We start from the raw sequence: 18,446 nt of genomic DNA on the forward strand, positions 1-18,446 counted from the left end.
TGTGTTGAAAAACACTATCCCCGGTCACCAGTGCCTCGAACATTACAGAAGAAATCGCGTGGTGGATAGCCCCGGCATCGGCATGTCTGCCGCTGCGTTTTTCCCGCCACGATTCGGTGGATTTCCACGCCCCGGGCGGGTTTCCACATACGCTTCTTCCGGCTTGATTCGGCCCTTGCAAACGAGAATAGTGAGCATTGGAGACCGCAACTCACGGCAGGCGCGCGAGAAACACGTTGTGGGCGCGGGCTCTGGCAGAATAGCCGCAACATCAGCCAGCAGTGCGAGGAGGCAGGCCCCATGGACCAGCACGGCAAACACTCTGAGAGCCATCGAGCAGAGACCGAAGGCAACGGAGAGGAACCGTCCATTGCCCCGGGTGGAATTGTGGTGGGCGTTGACGGCAGTGAACACGGCCAGTGCGCCCTCCTTTGGGCAGCGCGCGAGGCCGAACGCAGGCAGCTTCCCCTGCATGTAGTCACGGCTTACTCTGTGCCCATCTTTGCGGCTTCCGGCCTGGACGGCGGCTATGCGACAGTGGATGACTCCGTTATCCGGGAAGGCGCCGAGGCCATCGTCAAACAGGCCCTTGAGAAGGTCTCGGGCTACGCCATCGACGTCGATGGCTCGGTGGAGAACGGAGATGCCTCCGGCGTGCTGCTCGATCTGTCCGAAACGGCCGAGCTCCTGGTCTTCGGCACCCGGGGACGGGGCGGGTTCGTGGGCAGGCTCCTGGGCTCCGTGAGCAGTGCCCTGCCGGCGCACTCCAAGTGCCCCACCGTGACCGTCCCGCTCTTCTGCGCAGACCGGTTCGGTGAAACCACAGAGGACAAGCACATCAAGGCCGAGCGCGCGAAGGCCGGCCCCCACGTCATTGAGAATGTGGTGGCCGTCGGCGTGGACGGCTCGGAACAGGCCCGCGTTGCCGTCTTGGAAGCTGCGGAGCAGGCCCAACGCATGGGAGCGAAGCTGCGCGTCATCTGCGCCGTTCCCGAGTACAGCGGCTCGTTGGCGTGGGTTCCGGCACCCCTGGACAGGGAAGCGCTCTTCAAGGACATCAGGGTTCAGCTGGACGCGGGCTTGGCGTGGCTCAAGAGCCACTTCCCCAAGCTTCCGGCGGAAACACAACTGCTGGACGGTGCACCCGTGGAAGTCCTCGTGGAGGTGAGCCGCGGCGTCGAACTCGTGGTGCTGGGGACGCGCGGGCGGGGAGGCTTCGCAGGGATGCTCCTCGGATCGACGTCGGATGGAGTGCTCCACCATGCCAAAGGGCCCGTGCTGGTTGTTCCCGACCGCGAGGATCCCAGGCTGGCCGACCGAGTCAACTTCGGTCCCATGCTCGGCGCCGCATAAGCGGCACGGCCAAGGACCGGTGAACGCAGGCGAACGGCAATGGCGGAGTACGCACAGCCCCGGGGAAGGCCCGCGCCTGATCGTCGAGTTGCGCCGGATCCGGGCAACCATGCTTCCGGAAGTCGGGGGCAAGGCGGCCAATCTGGGCGAAATGATCTGGGCGGGACTTCCGGTCCCGCCCGGTTTTTGCCTGACCACCGAGGCTTATCGGCGCGCGCTTCAGCCTGATGGAAGTCCCGAGGCAGCCCTCAAGGACGTTTTTAGTGGCCTTGAGGCCGTGGACCCCGGCGACCTTGAGGGGCTCGCTTCCCTCGCGGCCCGCGCCAGGGAAGCAGTGCTCGACGCCGGCATCCCGGCAGAGGTCGAAGGAGCCGTCCGCTCGGCCTACTCCGCGCTGGGCCATGAAGTCCCCGTCGCAGTCAGGTCCTCTGCCACCGCCGAGGACCTGCCCTTTGCGAGTTTCGCCGGACAGCAGGACACCTACTTGAACGTCGTGGGGATCGACGCCGTGCTGCAGGCCGTCGTGAAGTGTTGGGCTTCCCTATGGACTGACCGGGCGGTCAGCTACCGTGCAGGCAACGCGATCGACCACGCGACGGTGGCGCTCGCCGTCGTCGTCCAACGGATGGTGGACGCTGAGTCTGCCGGAGTGTTGTTCACCGCCAATCCGGTGACCGGGCGGCGCCGCGAGGCGGTGATCGACGCCAACCCCGGCCTCGGCGAGGCTGTTGTCTCGGGTTCCGTGAATCCGGACCACTTTGTGGTGGATTCGCTCACCGGCAGGATCACGGAACGAATGATCGGTGACCGGAGGCTGGTGATTCGCGCCGTTTCCGGCGGCGGAACCGAAAGGCTCAATTTGTCCGGAACATCCGACGCGGCCGCGCAGGATCAAACCGCCGGGGATGCCTGCCTTGCCGACTCCCAGATCAGGGCGCTCGCTGTCCTTGGCCAGCGCGTCGAGGAGCATTACGGAGCACCGCAGGACACTGAATGGGCCATCGATGGCGAGGGCAAACTGTGGCTCACCCAAGCCCGGCCTATCACCACGCTCTACCCGCACATGACCCGGCAACCCGCAATCCCCGGTCCCCACGCGTACCTTTGCTTCAGCCTCGCCCAAGGCCTTACCCGTCCCTTGACTCCCATGGGGCTTGCCAGCATCAGGCTCATGGGATCATCGGCAGCCGTCGCCGCGGGATTCCGCGTTCCCGAACCACGGGATGGCCCTTCGCCTTATTACGAGGCGGGGCAGCGGATCTATTTCGACTTCACTTCGGTGCTCCGGAGCAAGGCCGGGCGGGCCGTCGTGCCCAGGATTTTCGACGTCATGGAATCACGGTCGGCCGCAATCATGCGCGAGCTGTTCGATGACCCGCGATTCGCGCTCACCAGCAAGACGCCTTTCAAATTGCTCAGGCACATTGGCCCGATCGTGCTCCGCTTCCACCTTCCGGAGACACTGCTGCGCGCGCTCTTTCGGCCGGACGCTGCCCTCGACAAGGCGGAACGGCTGGGGGAGGACCTGTATGCAACGCATGAAGTCCCCGCCGATGCCACCCCCCGTGAAAAGCTGGACCGCGCCGAGCGGATACTGCGCGAAGAATTGTTCCCGATACTGCCCAATATTCTGCCCCCGGTGGCGCTCGGCTTCGCGATGATCGGGCTGGTCCGGAAGCTACTTGGCGAACAAGCCTCCTGGGGTGAGCTCCAAACCATCATCCGCGGCCTGCCCAACAACGTCACCACGGAAATGGACCTTGCGCTATGGCGGCTTGCGGCCAGCATTCGTGACGATCCCGCTTCCTCGGAGGCATTCACCGGCGGGGATCCAGCTGCGCTCGCGGAGGGGTATCGGAACGGCGGGCTGCCGATCGTCGCGCAATCGGGGCTGGCCTCCTTCCTGCGTGACTACGGGCACCGGGCCGTCGCCGAAATCGACCTGGGCATGCCCCGTTGGTCCGACGACCCGACCCACATCATCGGAGTCCTGGTCAATTACCTTCGCCTCGACGATCCCCGCCTGGCGCCGGACAAACAGTTCGAAAAAGCAGCGCGCGACGCCGTGGAGCAAGTCGCGGTGCTGGTGGCACGTGCGCGGTCCAAGAGTCCGCTTCACGCCAGGATCGTGAAAATGGCACTTGAACGGACACGCATGTTTGCGGGACTCCGCGAGATGCCCAAGTATCACCTCGTACGTGGCTTCGCCGCAGTGCGTGCCCAGGTTTCGGAGGTAGGGGAGGCCTTGGCGGACGCGGGAATCATCGATGACGCCGGTGACGTCTTTTTCCTGGATTTCAACGATGCCCGCAATGGCTTGGACGGCAAGGATCTCCACGAAGTAGTGGCCCAGCGGCGCGAGGCGTACGAGCTTGAACTCAAGCGCCGCCACGTGCCTCGCGTCCTGCTCTCCGACGGCACCGAACCGGAAGCGCTGCCCGCCGGTTTCCTTCGCCACGAGACGGTGGCTGCAGCTTCGGGCAGCACAGAGAAGGGGAGCGCACTGCCGGACGGCCTGCTGCACGGAACCCCTGCTTCGGCGGGAACGGTGACGGCAGTGGCCAGGGTGATCATGGATCCGGTGGGCGCGCACCTCGAACCCGGCGAAATCCTGGTGGCACCCTCCACGGATCCCGGCTGGACGCCCCTCTTCCTGACCGCCGGGGGACTTGTGATGGAGATGGGCGGCCCCAACTCCCACGGAGCTGTTGTCGCCCGTGAGTACGGGATTCCCGCCGTCGTCGGCGTCCCGGATGCGACCTCCCGGGTCAGTACGGGACAAACGATCACGGTGGACGGGGCCACGGGGACGGTGGCTATCTAGCCTATCCCCAGCCGAGCTCGTGCAGGCGGTCCTCGCCGATGCCGAAGTGGTGGGCGATCTCATGGATCACGGTGATGGCAACCTCGTCGATCACTTCCTGGCGGGACTCGCAGATATCCAGGATCGGCTGCCTGAAAATGGTGATCCGGTCCGGGAGGGAACCGGCATCCCACCAAGAGTCCCGTTCCGTCAAAGGCACCCCCTCGTACAGGCCAAGGAGCACGGTGTCCGGGTCCTCTCCGGGCTGCGGGATGTAGTCGTCCTCGATGAAGATGGCCACGTTGTCCATGGCCCGCGCCGCTTTGTCCGGAATGAGGAGCAAGGCATCACTGACTGCCGCCTCGAAGTCTTCCGGCGACATCTCGAAAGGAACAGTGGCGAACTGCGCCGCCCCGGAACCCGCCCCGGAACCAGCGCCAGTACCCACCCCGGAACCAGCGCCAGTACCCACCCCGGAACCAGGGAGAGGGGAGGAAATGCGCGGGCCGCCGGGGGCATCGCCGTCGGGAACGATCGGCAGGCCGGGAGGAAAATTCACGGGCATGTTCTGACTCTAGTCCGCGGCCCGGTCATTGACGCACGATGTGCTGGCAGCTACAGTTTTCCGGGCTGGTAATTCGTATAACCAAGCCCCAGGTTAAGCCCGGCCAAGCGTGCGGATCCTGTGACAAGCCCCCGAAGTTTCGAGCAGACAGGCCAGCCCATGACCCGCCCCGGCAGTCGTTCCGGCACGACGATGAACGACGTCGCTGCGGCTGCCGGCGTTTCCCAGGCCACAGTCTCGCTGGTGCTCAACGATGCCGCGGGAACCAGGTTCTCGGAAGAAACCCGGCGCAAGGTCCATGCTGCCGCCCATGAACTGGGGTACCGGACCAACGCCCACGCCAAAGTGCTCCGGGACGGCGTCGCCGGAATGATCGGCTTCGTCGGCGATTTCGTGGCCACTGCGCCATTCGCCGGCAAGATCATCGAAGGCGCCCAGGCAAGGGCTTGGGAGGCCGGACTGCTCCTCCTGGCCGTCAACACCGGCGGCGACAAAGCCCTCGAGGCTGCGTCGCTGGAAACCATGCTGTCCTATAAGGTCGCCGGAGTGGTTTACGCCGCCATGTACCACCGCGTTCTCGACGTGCCGGACGTCCTGGCTGAGGTGCCCGCCGTCGTGCTCAATTCCCGCGACCGATCCGGACGCTTTCCAAGCATCGCTCCGCAAGAGGAGCTCGGCGGCTACATGGCCACCAAACGCCTGGTGGACGCGGGCCACCGGCGTATTGCGATGGTCAACATCGGCGCGGTGGACGGCGAGCTTCCTGCCGCCGCCGGACGCCATGCGGGCTATCTCAGGGCACTCAGGGAGGCTGGCCTCGACACCGATCCCGGGCTCCACCGGATCGGCGACGGGCATGAATCGGGCGGTTTCGACAATGCCCTGGCGCTCATGACCGGTCCGCAGCCACCCACCGCCATCTTCTGCGCCAACGACCGCACCGCCTGGGGCAGCTACCAGGCGCTGGCCCAGCTTGGACTGTCCATCCCGCACGATGTGTCGCTGGTGGGTTTCGACAACCAGGAAACGCTCGCCCCGCATTTGCGGCCCGGTCTGACCACGCTCGAACTGCCCTTCCTCGAGATGGGCAGGCGTGCCATTGAAGTGCTCCTGGCCGGCGCGGAACGTGATGGCAGTACCGAATACTTTGAATGTCCCCTTGTCGAACGCCATTCCGTGGCGGCGCCACTGAAAACGGCTACTAGCTTCTGAAATCCACCACCAGTCACTGAATCTCCCCAAGCAAGGAACAGGAAACGCATGAACCACTCGCACCTCGCGTCCGAGCCGCTCGACGTCGTCGTGGTCGGCGAAGCGCTCATCGACATCGTCAACTCGCCCGAAGGGCAGACCGAATATCCCGGCGGCTCGCCGGCGAACGTCGCCTACGGCCTTGGACGGCTCGACGTGAAAGCCGGACTGCTGACCGCCGTCGGGCGCGATTCCCGGGGCGAGTCCATCGCGGCGCACCTGGCAAGCGCAGGAGTGGTTGTCCTGCCGGGCTCACAATCGCTCGCGAAGACCGCGACGGCGACGGCGGAGATCGCCGCGGACGGTTCGGCGGAGTACACCTTCGACATCGAGTGGAAGCTGGCTCCTGCCGCGCTCCCTTACGCCCCGAAGATCCTCCACACAGGTTCGATCGCCACGTTCCTCGAGCCCGGCGCCGCCGTCGTCAGGACCCTCCTGGAGCAGGCCCAAGGCGGGTGCATCGTCACGTACGACCCCAACATCCGCACCGACCTCCTGGGCAGCCACGGCGAGGCACGGCGCATTTTCGAGGAGCTCGTGCCGCTGACCAGCGTGGTGAAGCTCAGCGACGACGACGCGTTCTGGCTCTATCCGGGCAAGTCCTTGGAAGAGACTGCCAAGCACATCCTGGGCCTCGGAGCAGGCCTGGCCGTGGTGACTAGGGGCGCGCAGGGCTCCCTCATGGCGACGCCGCACACCCAGCTGACGGTTCCCGCGGTGACCTCAGTGGTCGCGGACACCATCGGGGCCGGCGATTCCTACATGTCGGCTCTGATCCTCGGGCTGCTGCTGCGCGGCAGCCAAGGGCTTGCGCCCACGGTCCTCGAACGCATCGGACAGACCGCTTCCATGGCCGCGTCCATCACGGTGGGGCGGCCCGGAGCCAATCCGCCCACGCACCGGGAGCTCCTTGCCGGGATGGCGAGGTAGGACGGCTGGGACGCGACGGCGGCCGGGCCCGGCCCGGCTTGCTTCCGGGAGCGAGGTCGGACCGTCCGGCTTCTAGCGCGAGGTGATCCTCCGCGAGCGGCGCCGCGTCAGCCCGACGCCTACGAGGCAGATGACACCGCCCACGAGTCCCCAAATGGTGGGGATCTCCTTGAGCACCGCCCAGGAGATCAGGATCGTGGTGCCCGGAACCAAGTAGGTCGTGGCGGCGAGTTTGCCGGCCTCGATGAGGGACAGTGCATAAGCCCACGTGGTGAAAGCGATGGCCGTCGGGAAGATTCCGAGGTACACCAAGCCAAGCGTGGCCGGAAGGGGCGCTGCCTGCACTTCGGTCACCAGCTGGCCGGCCCACGGCAAGCAGCACACTGCGCCCACCATAATGCCAAACCAGGTGGCCTGCGCCGCGGAGAACGTGCGCAGCACGGGCTTCTGGACGATGACGCTTACCGCGGCGAGCACGGCGGCAAGAAGGCACAACAGCACTCCGGCCACATCCGCCGTCGAGCGCTGTCCCGAACCGAGAGCGATCAGGGCAACGCCGCTGAATGCCACGAGGCTGCCGATGATCAGCCAACGCGGAAATCCTTCTTTCAGGATGACGCCGGCGAGGACGGCGATCAGGATGGGCGATACGTTGATGAGCATGGCGCTGGTTCCGGCATCGAGCATGTGCTCGGCGGCGTTCAGGGCGAGGTTGTAACCTGCGAACCACATGACGCCGTAGGCGAGGATGGGCAGCCATTCGCGGCCTTTGGGCCAGCGCTTGAGCCTGGGCAGGGCGACAATTCCGAGCGCGACGGCGGCAACAACCAGCCGTCCGAGCGTCAGCGAGCCGGGGGAGAAACTGGGTCCCACGGCGCGGATGCCTACGAAGGCGGACGCCCAAAGGACAACGGTGACGATGACGGCGGCGATGCCGAGCTTACTGATGGTCCGGGAGGGAGTGGTCGCCGGAGAGAGGGGGGTGCTTGTGGCCATGATGCCAATCTAGCCCGGGAAGGGCTGGACGGACTGGCGGAATTCGGACGTCTTTCAACAAGAAACCGCCAACTCTGTCGTAGCGGTTTTGAACGGGACGCTGCGTCCCCGTTTGCGTTCCGGTTTTCGCTCCGGTTTTCGCTCCGGTTTTCGCTTCGCGGGAGGCGATTTGGGAATATCCCCGACTATGCTCTAAAGTTTTAGAGTCCAGTTCGGACGAGCGAGAAGCGGTATGCAGGCGGGAAATCGCATTGCGTTGTCGGCCGTCGCGAATTCGGATTGTTCCAGGCCCCCATCGTCTAGCGGCCTAGGACACCGCCCTTTCACGGCGGCGGCACGGGTTCGAATCCCGTTGGGGGTACGCAAGGAACTGGTCAAGTCGGGCTGAAAAGTCTGGTAGGCTGGAAGCCTTGAAAAAGGCGGTGGAGATGCCGCAATCGCAGTAGAGATACTGCAGCAAGGCCCTGTAGCGCAGTTGGTTAGCGCGCCGCCCTGTCACGGCGGAGGTCGCGGGTTCAAGTCCCGTCAGGGTCGCTCTGATTGCCGGAAGAAGTTCCGGCAGTCATGGTGACATTGTCACCTAAGGCTCTGTAGCTCAGTTGGTAGAGCGTTCGACTGAAAATCGAAAGGTCACCGGATCGACGCCGGTCGGAGCCACCACTGGGAAGCGTCAGTTCTTCGGAACTGGCGCTTTTCTTCTTTTAAAGCCTGCAGCGGAAAAGCCCTGGCTATTAACTTTGTGCGCAAAAGCCGAACATTTCCCGGGGTGATCCAGCAGAATTTCACGGCAAGGGCCGCTTGTCTCCGCCTTCTCTTAGCCACGCGCTAGTGTGGTACTCAAGAGAAGGGGAGGGCTACATGGACCAGCAGGAAAGCTACACCGTGCCTGAACCGGAAGCCGTTGGGGCTCCGGTATCCGAGGACCGGCAAACGGTGGCAGGAAGTGGCCGCACAGTGATCTCGGATTCCGCCGTCGCCAAGGTTGCCGGCATTGCCGCCAGGGCCGTTCCGGGCGTCTATTCCCTCGGATCGGCTCCATCGCGCGCCCTCGGAGCCATCCGCGATGCCGTCGGCAGCCAGGACCATGCCGCAGGTGTCCGCGCCGAGGTCGGAGAGACCCAAGTGGCCGTGGACCTCAATCTTGTGGCCGTCTATGGATACCCTTTGCATGATGTCGCCAACCAGGTCCGCGCGGCCGTCTACCGTGCGGTCGAATCGCTGGTCGGGCTGGAAGTCATTGAGGTCAACGTTGAGATCAACGACGTCTACGTTGCCCCGCCCGTCAAAGCCGGAACAAAAGGCGCATTATCGGAAAGGGAGCCACTCCAGTGAGCATGACTGTTGTCGGGATCGGGATCGGCGCCTTCGTGGCGTTCATGGCCTTCCAATTCGGGCTGTGGGGTTTCATCATTGCCCTTCTCTTCATGGGCATCGGCGCACTCCTGGGCCGCGCCGCGGACGGAAAGCTTGACCTGCGCAGCGTGCTGGATGCCCTCACCGGCCGCCGCTCGTCGTCATGACTTCCACGGCTGAGGCTGTGCAGCCTGCCGTCTCCCTGGCCGGACACAACCGAATCAGCACCCAGGCCCTCACCACTTTGGCCCAGGCGGCCGCTGCCGAGGCGCTCGGCGTCTCGGCGCAGGATGTGCGCGCCGAGTGGTCGGACGACGACGGCCTCCTGGCACTCTCGATAGCCGCCCCGATCCGTGTGCCCTCGCTGACCGAAGTCCTCAGGGACCCGCTGCGTGTCGAAGGATACGGCGGCACGGTTTGGGACCGGGCCGTCGCTGCCAAGACCGCCATCCTTGAGCGTGTCACCCAGCTGAGCGGTTCCACCCTGAGCCGCGTGGACATCCGGATCAGCGGCGCACGCGTCAGCGAAGGAGCCCGCGTCCAATGAGCCACGCCCAGACCCCGCACGCCCGGCGCAGCCACCCCGACCGCGGCCACCCGGACACTTTGCACGCAGCGGATACGGCCGACGGCGATACCCCCGGCGCCCCGGCACCAGGGACCTCCGACGTCGGCGACCGGATCGACGTCGGACTCCAGCGCATCCTCAAGCGCGAGACCCGCTCCTCCCGCGCCGGAATGGCGGGACTGGCGGCGGCCCTTGTGATTGCGGCCTGTGTCTATGCCCTCCTCGAATCCGCCTTGCGCGCCATCGGCCAGCCGCCGTGGCTCATCGATCCGCAAACGGCCGCTGAGCGGCTCACTGCCCTGCCCGGAGGTACTTCGCCCTTGCTGCTCGGTGCGCTGGGCGGGGTCGTCGCCATGGTTGGGTTGATCTTCTTCTTGAACGCGGTCCTTCCCGGCCGGAAGTCCCGTCACTTGCTTCAGGATCCCCGGGCCGGAGTAGTGGTGGACGACGAGGTCATCGCTTCGGCGCTGGCCCGGGCCGCCCGGACCGCAGCGAACGTCACCCAGGAGCAAGTCATGGTGGTGGTTTCGCAGCGGTTGGTTGTGGTCAACGTCAGGCCCACCTCGGGGGTGCCCTTGCGCGAGGAACGGATACTTGCGGCCGTGGAGGATGAACTTCAAAGGATGGCGCCTTCGCCTATGCCTTCAGTCCGTGTCAATGTCGCGACGTCCGGGGTGATCGGGGCATGAACGGCACTCCGCACGTCCTCAACCGCATCCTGATCGGCATCCTTGGCCTGAAGCTGCTGGCCATTGGCATTCTCCTGATGCTGCTCGCCACGGTTCCCGCCGTCGGGAGGTGGTGGCAGGGCTGGTCCACCGGGCTCTGGGAACACGCCAAGTACCTCTCCGAGCAGACCCGTATTCCGGGACGGGAGGAAAGCTGGCTCTGGATTGCGGCAGCTGCGGTGCTTGTTGTGCTGATCGTGCTCATGGTGGCCTGGGTATCGCAGCAGGGCAAAGGCCGCGCCAACCTCATCGTGTCGGAATACGACGACGCCCGGACCCCTGGCGACGTCAATATCGGAGGCAACCTTGCCGAGCAGGCGCTCAAGGCGGCCCTCGCGGAACGCGCGGACCTCGCCGGCGTAACGGTGGCAACTTACGAGGTCAACGGTCGCCCCGGGCTCCGTGTCCGGGTCCAGCCCCGTCAAGGCGTTTCCCCGCACCTGCTGGCCGCAGACATCTCCCGCCTCGTGGAGGCACTGGACCTGGTAGTCGGGCGGAAGACACCCGTATTGATTCATATCGGGGCCGGAGCGCGCACCAGATTCAGCAAGGCCGAGCGCGTTCGCTGAGCCGACCCGCAGCCGTTGTTAATCGGATGGCTATGTGCTTTCCCAGGCGTTTTGCGTTGCAGGGGTGCGCATTGGGCCATAGTTTGAAGGGTAGGGGGAACTCTTCCCTTTGGTTGGGCTTGCCCGGCCGGCACCGGACCTTGGGTCCGAGTCAAGCCGATGGACCAAAAGCACTTTGGACCAGGAACAAGGAGAAAACCATGAGCGAAGAAGTCAACAACATCAAGCAGAGCGCCGAAGCTGCAGCTGAGCAGGCCAAGCACGTCGCGGGAGATGCCGCGGAGCACGTCAAGGTTTTTGCCGGTGAGGCGGTCGGGAACGCAAAGGAATTCGCCGGCGACGCCGCCGAGCACGTCAAGGAATTCCTCTCGGGCGACGTGGCCGAGAAAGCCAAGGACCTCGCAGGGGATGTTGCAGGAAACGCCAAGGAAATCGCCGGGGACGTGGCCGGGAACGCCAAGGGCCTCGGCTCCAAGATCGCCGGATTCTTCAAGGGTGGCAAGTAGGCTCCACGCCATGACGGCGCGTTCCTGACCCTCTTTGGATACAGAACGGGGCCGACACGCACAACTTGCTGCGTGTCGGCCCCTTTTCCGTGTGAAAGAAGGTCAGGAAGGGATCCTACCGCGTCACGAGATACGCCCCGCTGTCCGGGAGAATCGACGTCCCGCCTGAGGCGCCATCGCTGGACAGTTCCACTCGCAGCCCGGCCGGGACAGGGAGAGCCACAGTGCCCATATTGACCACTACCAGGACGTCCCGGTTGTGGAAGGCCAGGACTCCGTTGGCGGGATCGTGCGCTTCAGCCCACTGGAACGTCCCCGAGCCGAGGCGGTGAGAGCGGCGGAATGCCAGGACTGCGCGGTACAGCTCCAAGGTGGAGCCGCCGACGCCGGCCTGCAGGTCCGCCGCCAGCTCCCCGAACTCTTCGGGCTGGGGGAGCCAGGGCGCCGCGGGTGCCGTGCCGGCAGTAGCGGCGTCGGCCGTACCCGCCGACGCCGCGTCCGAGAACCCGAAGCCGGCTTCAGCGGATTTCCAGGGCAGCGGCACCCGGCACCCATCGCGGCCGCGTTCCACGCCCTTCGTCCGGAAGAATGATGGGTCTTGGCGCGCTTCGGCCGGCAGGGACGTGTGCTCCGGAAGGCCGAGTTCTTCACCTTGGTACAAGTAGGCCGAGCCCGGCAGGGCGAAGGACACCATGGAGGCTGCGCGTGCCCGCGCGAGGCCCAGATCGGCGTCGGGCTGTTCGTCCTCCGCCGCGATTCCCTTGGGGAACGTGGTGGGATCTGCCAGCCCGAAACGGCTGGGGTGCCGGACGGTGTCGTGATTGCTCAGGACCCAGGTGGAGGGAGCCTCGACGGATCCGGCCGCGTCCAACGAAGTTTCGATGGCCACTGCCATGCGCTCCGCATCCCAGCCTGCCAGGAGGAAATCGAAGTTGAATGCCTGCTGCATTTCGTCCTTGCGCACGTACCGTGCCAATCGCTCCGCAGGCTCCACCCACGCCTCGGCAACCAGCATGCGGTCGCCGTCATATTCGGCGAGGACTCTGTTCCATTCGCGGTAGATCTCGTGAACGCCGTCCTGGTCGAAGAAGGGCGACGGCGGGTCCAGCGGTGGCTTGACCTTGTGCTCGACGGCCGTCGCGACGGCCCCGGCGGGGCTGTCGGCAGCGGGGACGATGTGCAGCTTGGCGGTATGCGGTTCGACGGCTTCGCTGTGGGCTCCTGGTGCGGACAAGCCACCTTCGACCATGGCGGCGGCGCCTTCCCAGTCCGGCAAGCCGGCTTCCTTGACCAGGCCGTGGGCAACATCCACCCGGAAGCCGTCAACTCCGCGGTCCAGCCAGAAGCGCAGCACCGAACGCATCTCCTCATGGACCTCGGGATTCTCCCAGTTGAGATCGGGCTGCTTCGTGTCGAAAAGGTGCAGGTACCACTCGCCCGGAGTGCCGTCGTCGTTCGTCAGGCGCGTCCACGCGGGGCCGCCGAAGATGGATTTCCAATTGTTCGGGGCCAAGGCCCCGTCCCCGGAGCCCGGCTTGGAATCTTTGCCCGGGTGGAACATGTAACGCCCGCGTTCGGGGGAGCCGGGGGCGGCAGCAAGGGCTTCGCGGAACCAGGCGTGCTCGTCCGAAGTGTGGTTGGGGACGAGGTCGACGATCACCTTGATGCCGAGGCTGTGTGCCTTCTCCAGCATGGCGTCGAAGTCCTCCAAGGTGCCGAAGAGCGGATCCACGGCCCGGTAGTCCGCTACGTCGTATCCGGCATCTGCCTGCGGCGACTTATAGAACGGGGAGAGCCATACGGCATCCACGCCGAGCTCCTGCAGGTACGGCAGTTTTGCGGTGACCCCGGCAAGGTCGCCCATCCCGTCGCCGTTGCCGTCGGCGAAAGAGCGAGGATAGATCTGGTACACCACGGCGCTTGCCCACCACGCGGAATTGCTGGAACCGGGGGTTGGGATCGGGGAGTGCGGCACTGGATTCCTCTCGACGACATATTTTTGTGTAAACGCTTGCATTACTACCCGGAAGCTTACTAATGTGAGGCTCACCACATCAACCGCGCAGCGGAAATACCTGGTCCACTCACTGAGGAGTTCCCAGCATGAACACACGCAAGTACCTTTTGCCGGCTGCTGTTGCCGGCGTGCTAGCCATGTCCCTGTCCGCCTGTGGTGGCGGCGGTGGCGGCAGCACAGCCTCAAGCGGCGGAGATGCCGCAGCAAACCTCGACGGACGCGGTCCCATCACCTACGTCCAGGGCAAGGACAACAGCAACGTTGTCCGCCCGCTCGTCGATAAGTGGAATGCGGCGCACCCGGACCAGAAGGTCACCTTCAAGGAGCAGTCCGACCAGGCGGACCAGCAGCACGACGATTTGGTCCAGAACTTCCAGGCCAAGAACGCCAACTATGACGTCGTTGACGTGGACGTCATCTGGACCGCCGAATTTGCCGCGAAGGGTTGGTTGCAGCCGCTCTCGGACAAGATGAGCATCGATACCTCCAAGATGCTGCCGGCTACCGTCAAGACGGCCACGTACAACAACACGCTCTTCGCGGCACCGCAGACTTCGGACGGCGGCATCCTCTTCTACCGCAAGGACTTGGTGCCCACCCCGCCCAAGACCTGGGACGAGATGATGAGCATGTGCTCCATCGCGAAGTCGCATGGAATCGACTGCTACGCGGGGCAGTTCGCCAAGTATGAAGGCCTCACCGTGAACGCGGCTGAAGCCATCAACTCGGCCGGCGGCACGATCGTTGGCGACGACGGCAAGTCCACCGTGACTTCCGCGGCGGCCAAGGCCGGCCTTAACAACCTGGTCACGGCCTACAAGAACGGAAACATCCCCACCCAGGCCGTGACGTACCAGGAAGAACAGGGCAGGCAGTCCTTCGAAGACGGCAAGCTCCTCTTCCTGCGCAACTGGCCTTACGTCTACAACCTCGCCAAGACGGACGGCTCCTCCAAGGTGAAGGACACCTTCGGGATGGCTCCGCTTCCGGGTAAGAGCGGCCCCGGCGCCTCATCCCTCGGTGGCCACAACCTCGCCGTCAGCGTGTACTCGCAGCACAAGGCGACGGCCAAGGACTTCCTGGCCTTCATGACCAGTGAAGAGACCGAGAAGTTCTACGCCACGCAGGGTTCCCTGGCGCCGGTCATCGGTTCCTTGTACGACGATCCGACCCTGGTCCAGCAGCTGCCGTACCTTCCGGTGCTGAAGACCTCGATTTCGAATGCCGTGCCGCGCCCGGTCTCGCCGTTCTACCCTGCAGTCACCAAGGCCATCCAGGACAATGCCTACGCTGCGATCAAGGGTGACAAGTCCGTCGATCAGGCGATGACCGATATGGACACGGCCATCAACTCGGCCAGCCAATAGCAACACCTCCAGTGAACCTCGGGCGGCTGGCGCTTCAAGCGAACGGCCGCCCGAGGGGCACGCTATCAATTTCCGGAAGGAGGGGAAATGTCCACCCTAGCGCAGCCTAAACGGGCGCCAGAGACACCAAGCCCCAAACCCAAAAAAGGTCAAAAAGAAGTAGGACAGGACCGGGCGGCCACATCGCAAGGCCGGTGGGCGTTCTGGTTGATTTCCCCCGCCTTGGTACTGCTTGCCGTGGTCATCGTGTACCCGGTGGTCAACGCGATTATCATGGCCTTCCAGAAGGACCAGGGCCTTGACCCGGTCACCAAGGTCTTCGTCTCGGGTGGACCCGCCGGCTTCGACAACTTTGTCCACTGGTTGGCCCAGCAATGTGGCTCCGCAGCCTGTGCGCCCGGCACCCTTGGCTCCCAGTTCTGGAGCGCCGTTGGAACGACGTTCTTCTTCACCGTCGTCACCGTCGTCTTGGAGACTGTCCTCGGATTCTGGATGGCCGTCATCATGGCCCGGACTTTCCGCGGTCGCAGTGCCCTTCGCGCTGCTGTCCTGGTTCCGTGGGCCATCCCGACAGCCGTCACCGCCAAGCTGTGGTTCTTCATCTTCGCTTTCGACGGAATCGCCAACAAGCTTTTCGGCACGGCAATCCTGTGGACAGGCAGCGAGTGGCCGGCCCGCTGGGCGATCATCATTTCGGACGTCTGGAAGACCACGCCGTTCATGGCCCTGCTGATTTTGGCTGGCCTGCAGATCATCCCGGCGGAAGTATACGAGGCGGCCAAGGTCGACGGTGCCTCGGCATGGCAGCGTTTCACGCAGATCACCCTGCCGCTCGTGAAGCCGGCGCTCATGGTGGCTGTCCTGTTTCGTGTCCTTGACGCACTGCGCATGTATGACCTGCCGGCCATCATGACCCAAGGCTCGAATGGCACGACGACGTTGTCCATCCTGGTGGTTGACCAAATCCGTCAGGGATTCAACTCAGCAGCGGCGTTGTCCACCATCACCTTCCTCATCATCTTCCTCGTGGCGTTCATCTTCGTTCGTTTCCTGGGAGCGAACGCTGTCGCCTCAGCCACGCCTAAGACCAAGGGACAGGAAAAATGACCGCCGTGAGCTTTGACACCGCGCCCAAGACAGCTGCCCGACGGCGGGAACGCTGGGCGAGCGGACGAACGTACCTCAGCGCTGCGCTCATCTTCATCTGGTGCTTGATTCCGTTCTACTGGATGATCGTGACCGCGTTCCGCGACGTTGGATATACCTTCGACTCGACGCCATTCTTCACCCACGTCACCTGGGACAACTTCACCACGGTCTTTTCGGAGAACCTGGGCAACCACTTCGGCCGGAACCTCTTGAACTCGCTCTTCGTGGCGGGCGTAACCACCGTGGTTGCCCTGCTGTTCGGCGTGTTTGCGGCCTACGCCTTGTCCAGGCTCGAATTCCGCTTCAAATTCCTGGTCCTCGGCTTCGTCCTCGGTGCATCGATGTTCCCGGGCGTGGCCTTGGTGACGCCGCTGTTCCAGTTGTTCACCAACATCGGCTGGTACGGCACATATCAGGCGCTGATCATCCCGAACATCTCGTTCGTGCTTCCGTTGACGGTGTACACCTTGACCTCCTTCTTCCGGGAAATGCCGTGGGAGCTGGAAGAATCAGCTCGAATTGATGGCTGTACACAGGGCCAGGCATTCCGCAAGGTGATCATGCCGCTTGCTGCGCCCGCCGTGTTCACCACCGCCATCCTGGCGTTCATCGCTTCGTGGAACGAGTTCCTCATCGCGAGCCAGCTGTCGAATGACCAGACCAAGACGGTCACGGTGGCTATCGCCTACTTCGCCGGTGCACAAGCCCACCAGGAGCCGTACACCGCCGTCATGGCAGCCGGAACGGTTGTCACGATTCCGCTGGTGATCCTCGTACTGGTCTTCCAGCGCAAGATTGTGGCGGGGCTGACAGCGGGCGCGGTCAAATGACGCAAACTCCTGATTCGGCCGGGCCGTCCCTCGGCGGCCCGGCCAAGGAGCAGAACACGCGGGTGAAATCGGCTGAAGATTTCGACCTCGTGATTGGTTTTCTCGGTTTTTGGGCCTTGGTCCTGCTGGTCATCACGGTGGCCGCCGAACTCACGGCCCAGCCCGCACTGGGCTGGGCCCTGGGCCTGTTGGCAGTGTTGCTGGCCCTGTGGGGAATGCTTCGGCTTCGGCGGCGGCTCCCCGCGCGGACGTCAAGGCGCATCGGTTGAGAAGCGAGCCGAAATAAATAGAGCGGAATCGGCGGAGGGAAACCAGGCGGAATACGCTGGTTATCTGCCGTCTGGGAAGGAACCCCCGGCTTCCGCACGGAATCTTTGAGGGGGCTTGAGTGGCAAAGACGAGTGAACGTTCCCAGCGTGGCGGCCACGCAGGAGCCAGCATTGAGGACGTCGCACACGCCGCAGGCGTTTCCACCGCCACCGTTTCCCGCGCGGTGCGCGGCCTTCCGAGGGTGTCTCCTGCGACCAGGGAAAAGATCCTGCGGGTCGCAGGAGAACTCGGGTACGTGGCGTCGTCGTCCGCTTCCGGGCTGGCTACGGGCCGCACCAGGACAATCGGTGTCCTGGCCCCCTACGTGGACCGTTGGTTCTTCTTCAAGGCGATCGAGGGCGTAGACCGTGAGCTCCACGCCCGCGGCTACAACCTCTCCCTGTTCAACCTGGGCGGGCAGCGCGGAGCGCGGGAACGGCTCTTCAGCAAGACGATGGTCTACAAGCAGATTGATGCACTCCTGGTCCTCTGTATGTCCCTGACCCCCGAGGAAATCGCCGATCTCCAGAGGATCGAAATCCCCTTGGTCATTGTCGGCGGTCCGGTGGAGGATTGCCCCAGCATCGGGATCGACGATTACGCAGCCTCGGTGGAAGCCACCATGCACCTGTTGAATCTCGGCCACCGCGAGATCGCGCTGCTCCACGGCCAGGACGATTCCGACCTGAACTTCACCGTCCCACGACTGCGCGTTGACGGCTTCACAGATGCCATGACAAGCGCTGGCTTTTCCATGCCGCCGGAATGGGACATTTTCGGAAACTTCACCGTGGGCAGTGGCCAGGAAGCCTTCGACGAGCTCTGGAGCAAACCGGGGCCAAAACCGACGGCGATCTTCTGCGCCTCCGATGAAATGGCCATGGGAGCCATGTTGCAGGCGCGGCGCCGCGGCGTCCGCGTACCGGAAGAATTGTCCATCATCGGCATTGACAACCATGAATTCGCCGAGGCCATGGGCCTGACAACCGTGGCCCAGGACCCCGTGGAACAGGGCCAATTGGGCACCCGCATGCTGTTGGACGAATTGGCAGGGGCCGCAGGGTCCGTGAGGTCCATGAAAGCGCCCCACCGGCTGATTGTCCGTGAGACCACGGGTCCGCCCCGTCCCAAGGACTGACGAGGCCAAGAGCT

18 protein-coding genes and 3 tRNA genes are annotated in these 18,446 nt (G+C 64.3%); 18 read left to right on the forward strand and 3 right to left on the reverse strand.

What is annotated here, in order from left to right; genetic code table 11:
* Positions 1-300: 300 nt before the first annotated feature.
* Both OIT41_RS01390 and OIT41_RS01395 read left to right on the forward strand, forming a co-directional pair.
* Positions 301-1,353, forward strand: coding sequence for a universal stress protein (locus OIT41_RS01390; RefSeq protein WP_241707312.1), 1,053 nt, complete (start codon positions 301-303; stop codon positions 1,351-1,353).
* Between the two features lie 109 nt (positions 1,354-1,462).
* On the forward strand, positions 1,463-4,177 hold the full coding sequence (locus OIT41_RS01395; protein ID WP_264637911.1) for a PEP/pyruvate-binding domain-containing protein: 2,715 nt from the start codon (positions 1,463-1,465) through the stop codon (positions 4,175-4,177).
* A gap of 1 nt (position 4,178) precedes the next feature.
* Here the strand turns inward: OIT41_RS01395 and OIT41_RS01400 are convergent, their stop codons facing one another.
* Entirely contained in the window at positions 4,179-4,721 is a 543-nt protein-coding gene (locus tag OIT41_RS01400; protein WP_264637249.1) for a metallopeptidase family protein, read from the reverse strand.
* 159 nt (positions 4,722-4,880) lie between these two features.
* Between OIT41_RS01400 and OIT41_RS01405 the strand changes: the two genes are divergently transcribed.
* Positions 4,881-5,933, forward strand: a complete 1,053-nt coding sequence (locus tag OIT41_RS01405; protein ID WP_264637250.1) for a LacI family DNA-binding transcriptional regulator — start codon at positions 4,881-4,883, stop codon at positions 5,931-5,933.
* Positions 5,934-5,981: 48 nt separating this feature from the next.
* Positions 5,982-6,902 carry a carbohydrate kinase family protein gene (locus tag OIT41_RS01410; protein ID WP_264637251.1) on the forward strand — a complete coding sequence of 307 codons (921 nt, stop codon included), beginning with the start codon at positions 5,982-5,984 and terminating at the stop codon, positions 6,900-6,902.
* A 72-nt stretch (positions 6,903-6,974) separates the two neighbouring features.
* On the opposite strand, the gene OIT41_RS01415 is transcribed toward OIT41_RS01410, so the two are convergent.
* On the reverse strand, positions 6,975-7,898 hold the full coding sequence (locus OIT41_RS01415; protein WP_264637252.1) for a DMT family transporter: 924 nt from the start codon (positions 7,896-7,898) through the stop codon (positions 6,975-6,977).
* 288 nt (positions 7,899-8,186) lie between these two features.
* Between OIT41_RS01415 and OIT41_RS01420 the strand changes: the two genes are divergently transcribed.
* The 9 genes from OIT41_RS01420 to OIT41_RS01460 all read left to right on the forward strand — a co-directional run bounded on the left by OIT41_RS01420 (position 8,187) and on the right by OIT41_RS01460 (position 11,622).
* Positions 8,187-8,259, forward strand: a tRNA-Glu gene (locus tag OIT41_RS01420).
* Between the two features lie 99 nt (positions 8,260-8,358).
* Positions 8,359-8,432, forward strand: a tRNA-Asp gene (locus OIT41_RS01425).
* A gap of 50 nt (positions 8,433-8,482) precedes the next feature.
* Positions 8,483-8,558 (forward strand) — tRNA-Phe (locus OIT41_RS01430).
* A 198-nt stretch (positions 8,559-8,756) separates the two neighbouring features.
* The gene (locus tag OIT41_RS01435) at positions 8,757-9,230 is read left to right on the forward strand and encodes an Asp23/Gls24 family envelope stress response protein (protein ID WP_241707318.1); all 474 of its coding nucleotides are present in this window, start codon (positions 8,757-8,759) and stop codon (positions 9,228-9,230) included.
* A complete protein-coding gene (locus OIT41_RS01440; protein ID WP_078106814.1) occupies positions 9,227-9,418 on the forward strand; it encodes a DUF2273 domain-containing protein in 192 nt (63 codons plus the stop codon). Before OIT41_RS01435 ends, OIT41_RS01440 begins: the two co-directional genes overlap by 4 nt.
* Positions 9,415-9,798: a hypothetical protein gene (locus tag OIT41_RS01445; RefSeq protein ID WP_264637253.1), complete on the forward strand. Its 384-nt coding sequence runs from the start codon at positions 9,415-9,417 to the stop codon at positions 9,796-9,798. Before OIT41_RS01440 ends, OIT41_RS01445 begins: the two co-directional genes overlap by 4 nt.
* A complete protein-coding gene (locus tag OIT41_RS01450; protein ID WP_241707320.1) occupies positions 9,795-10,508 on the forward strand; it encodes a DUF6286 domain-containing protein in 714 nt (237 codons plus the stop codon). The genes OIT41_RS01445 and OIT41_RS01450 overlap by 4 nt, the downstream gene beginning before the upstream one ends.
* Complete coding sequence (locus OIT41_RS01455) at positions 10,505-11,116, forward strand: hypothetical protein (protein ID WP_241707321.1); 612 nt, start codon at positions 10,505-10,507, stop codon at positions 11,114-11,116. The genes OIT41_RS01450 and OIT41_RS01455 overlap by 4 nt, the downstream gene beginning before the upstream one ends.
* A 200-nt stretch (positions 11,117-11,316) precedes the next feature.
* Entirely contained in the window at positions 11,317-11,622 is a 306-nt protein-coding gene (locus OIT41_RS01460; protein WP_078106810.1) for a hypothetical protein, read from the forward strand.
* Between the two features lie 115 nt (positions 11,623-11,737).
* On the opposite strand, the gene OIT41_RS01465 is transcribed toward OIT41_RS01460, so the two are convergent.
* The gene (locus OIT41_RS01465; protein ID WP_241707367.1) at positions 11,738-13,486 is read right to left on the reverse strand and encodes a glycoside hydrolase family 13 protein; all 1,749 of its coding nucleotides are present in this window, start codon (positions 13,484-13,486) and stop codon (positions 11,738-11,740) included.
* Positions 13,487-13,725: 239 nt separating this feature from the next.
* Here OIT41_RS01465 and OIT41_RS01470 point away from each other — a divergent pair, with 239 nt between their 5' ends.
* The 5 genes from OIT41_RS01470 to OIT41_RS01490 all read left to right on the forward strand — a co-directional run bounded on the left by OIT41_RS01470 (position 13,726) and on the right by OIT41_RS01490 (position 18,432).
* Positions 13,726-15,006, forward strand: coding sequence for an ABC transporter substrate-binding protein (locus OIT41_RS01470; RefSeq protein ID WP_241707322.1), 1,281 nt, complete (start codon positions 13,726-13,728; stop codon positions 15,004-15,006).
* Between the two features lie 87 nt (positions 15,007-15,093).
* Positions 15,094-16,113: a carbohydrate ABC transporter permease gene (locus OIT41_RS01475; RefSeq protein WP_241707323.1), complete on the forward strand. Its 1,020-nt coding sequence runs from the start codon at positions 15,094-15,096 to the stop codon at positions 16,111-16,113.
* On the forward strand, positions 16,110-16,985 hold the full coding sequence (locus OIT41_RS01480; protein ID WP_078106806.1) for a carbohydrate ABC transporter permease: 876 nt from the start codon (positions 16,110-16,112) through the stop codon (positions 16,983-16,985). The genes OIT41_RS01475 and OIT41_RS01480 overlap by 4 nt, the downstream gene beginning before the upstream one ends.
* Positions 16,982-17,254, forward strand: coding sequence for a hypothetical protein (locus OIT41_RS01485; RefSeq protein WP_241707324.1), 273 nt, complete (start codon positions 16,982-16,984; stop codon positions 17,252-17,254). Before OIT41_RS01480 ends, OIT41_RS01485 begins: the two co-directional genes overlap by 4 nt.
* A gap of 119 nt (positions 17,255-17,373) precedes the next feature.
* On the forward strand, positions 17,374-18,432 hold the full coding sequence (locus OIT41_RS01490; protein ID WP_264637254.1) for a LacI family DNA-binding transcriptional regulator: 1,059 nt from the start codon (positions 17,374-17,376) through the stop codon (positions 18,430-18,432).
* Positions 18,433-18,446 lie beyond the last annotated feature (14 nt).

It is taken from the genome of Arthrobacter sp. YA7-1, assembly GCF_025960325.1.
GTDB lineage: Bacteria > Actinomycetota > Actinomycetes > Actinomycetales > Micrococcaceae > Arthrobacter > Arthrobacter bambusae_A.

What these genes read in the sequence shown, in the direction of transcription:
- OIT41_RS01390 (WP_241707312.1), top strand. Translation starts at nt 301, where the DNA reads ATGGACCAGCACGGCAAACACTCTGAGAGCCATCGAGCAGAGACCGAA.
- OIT41_RS01395 (WP_264637911.1), top strand. Translation starts at nt 1,463, where the DNA reads ATGCTTCCGGAAGTCGGGGGCAAGGCGGCCAATCTGGGCGAAATGATC.
- OIT41_RS01400 (WP_264637249.1), bottom strand. Translation starts at nt 4,721, where the DNA reads ATGCCCGTGAATTTTCCTCCCGGCCTGCCGATCGTTCCCGACGGCGAT.
- OIT41_RS01405 (WP_264637250.1), top strand. Translation starts at nt 4,881, where the DNA reads ATGACCCGCCCCGGCAGTCGTTCCGGCACGACGATGAACGACGTCGCT.
- OIT41_RS01410 (WP_264637251.1), top strand. Translation starts at nt 5,982, where the DNA reads ATGAACCACTCGCACCTCGCGTCCGAGCCGCTCGACGTCGTCGTGGTC.
- OIT41_RS01415 (WP_264637252.1), bottom strand. Translation starts at nt 7,898, where the DNA reads ATGGCCACAAGCACCCCCCTCTCTCCGGCGACCACTCCCTCCCGGACC.
- OIT41_RS01435 (WP_241707318.1), top strand. Translation starts at nt 8,757, where the DNA reads ATGGACCAGCAGGAAAGCTACACCGTGCCTGAACCGGAAGCCGTTGGG.
- OIT41_RS01445 (WP_264637253.1), top strand. Translation starts at nt 9,415, where the DNA reads ATGACTTCCACGGCTGAGGCTGTGCAGCCTGCCGTCTCCCTGGCCGGA.
- OIT41_RS01450 (WP_241707320.1), top strand. Translation starts at nt 9,795, where the DNA reads ATGAGCCACGCCCAGACCCCGCACGCCCGGCGCAGCCACCCCGACCGC.
- OIT41_RS01455 (WP_241707321.1), top strand. Translation starts at nt 10,505, where the DNA reads ATGAACGGCACTCCGCACGTCCTCAACCGCATCCTGATCGGCATCCTT.
- OIT41_RS01460 (WP_078106810.1), top strand. Translation starts at nt 11,317, where the DNA reads ATGAGCGAAGAAGTCAACAACATCAAGCAGAGCGCCGAAGCTGCAGCT.
- OIT41_RS01465 (WP_241707367.1), bottom strand. Translation starts at nt 13,486, where the DNA reads ATGGGCGACCTTGCCGGGGTCACCGCAAAACTGCCGTACCTGCAGGAG.
- OIT41_RS01470 (WP_241707322.1), top strand. Translation starts at nt 13,726, where the DNA reads ATGAACACACGCAAGTACCTTTTGCCGGCTGCTGTTGCCGGCGTGCTA.
- OIT41_RS01475 (WP_241707323.1), top strand. Translation starts at nt 15,094, where the DNA reads ATGTCCACCCTAGCGCAGCCTAAACGGGCGCCAGAGACACCAAGCCCC.
- OIT41_RS01480 (WP_078106806.1), top strand. Translation starts at nt 16,110, where the DNA reads ATGACCGCCGTGAGCTTTGACACCGCGCCCAAGACAGCTGCCCGACGG.
- OIT41_RS01485 (WP_241707324.1), top strand. Translation starts at nt 16,982, where the DNA reads ATGACGCAAACTCCTGATTCGGCCGGGCCGTCCCTCGGCGGCCCGGCC.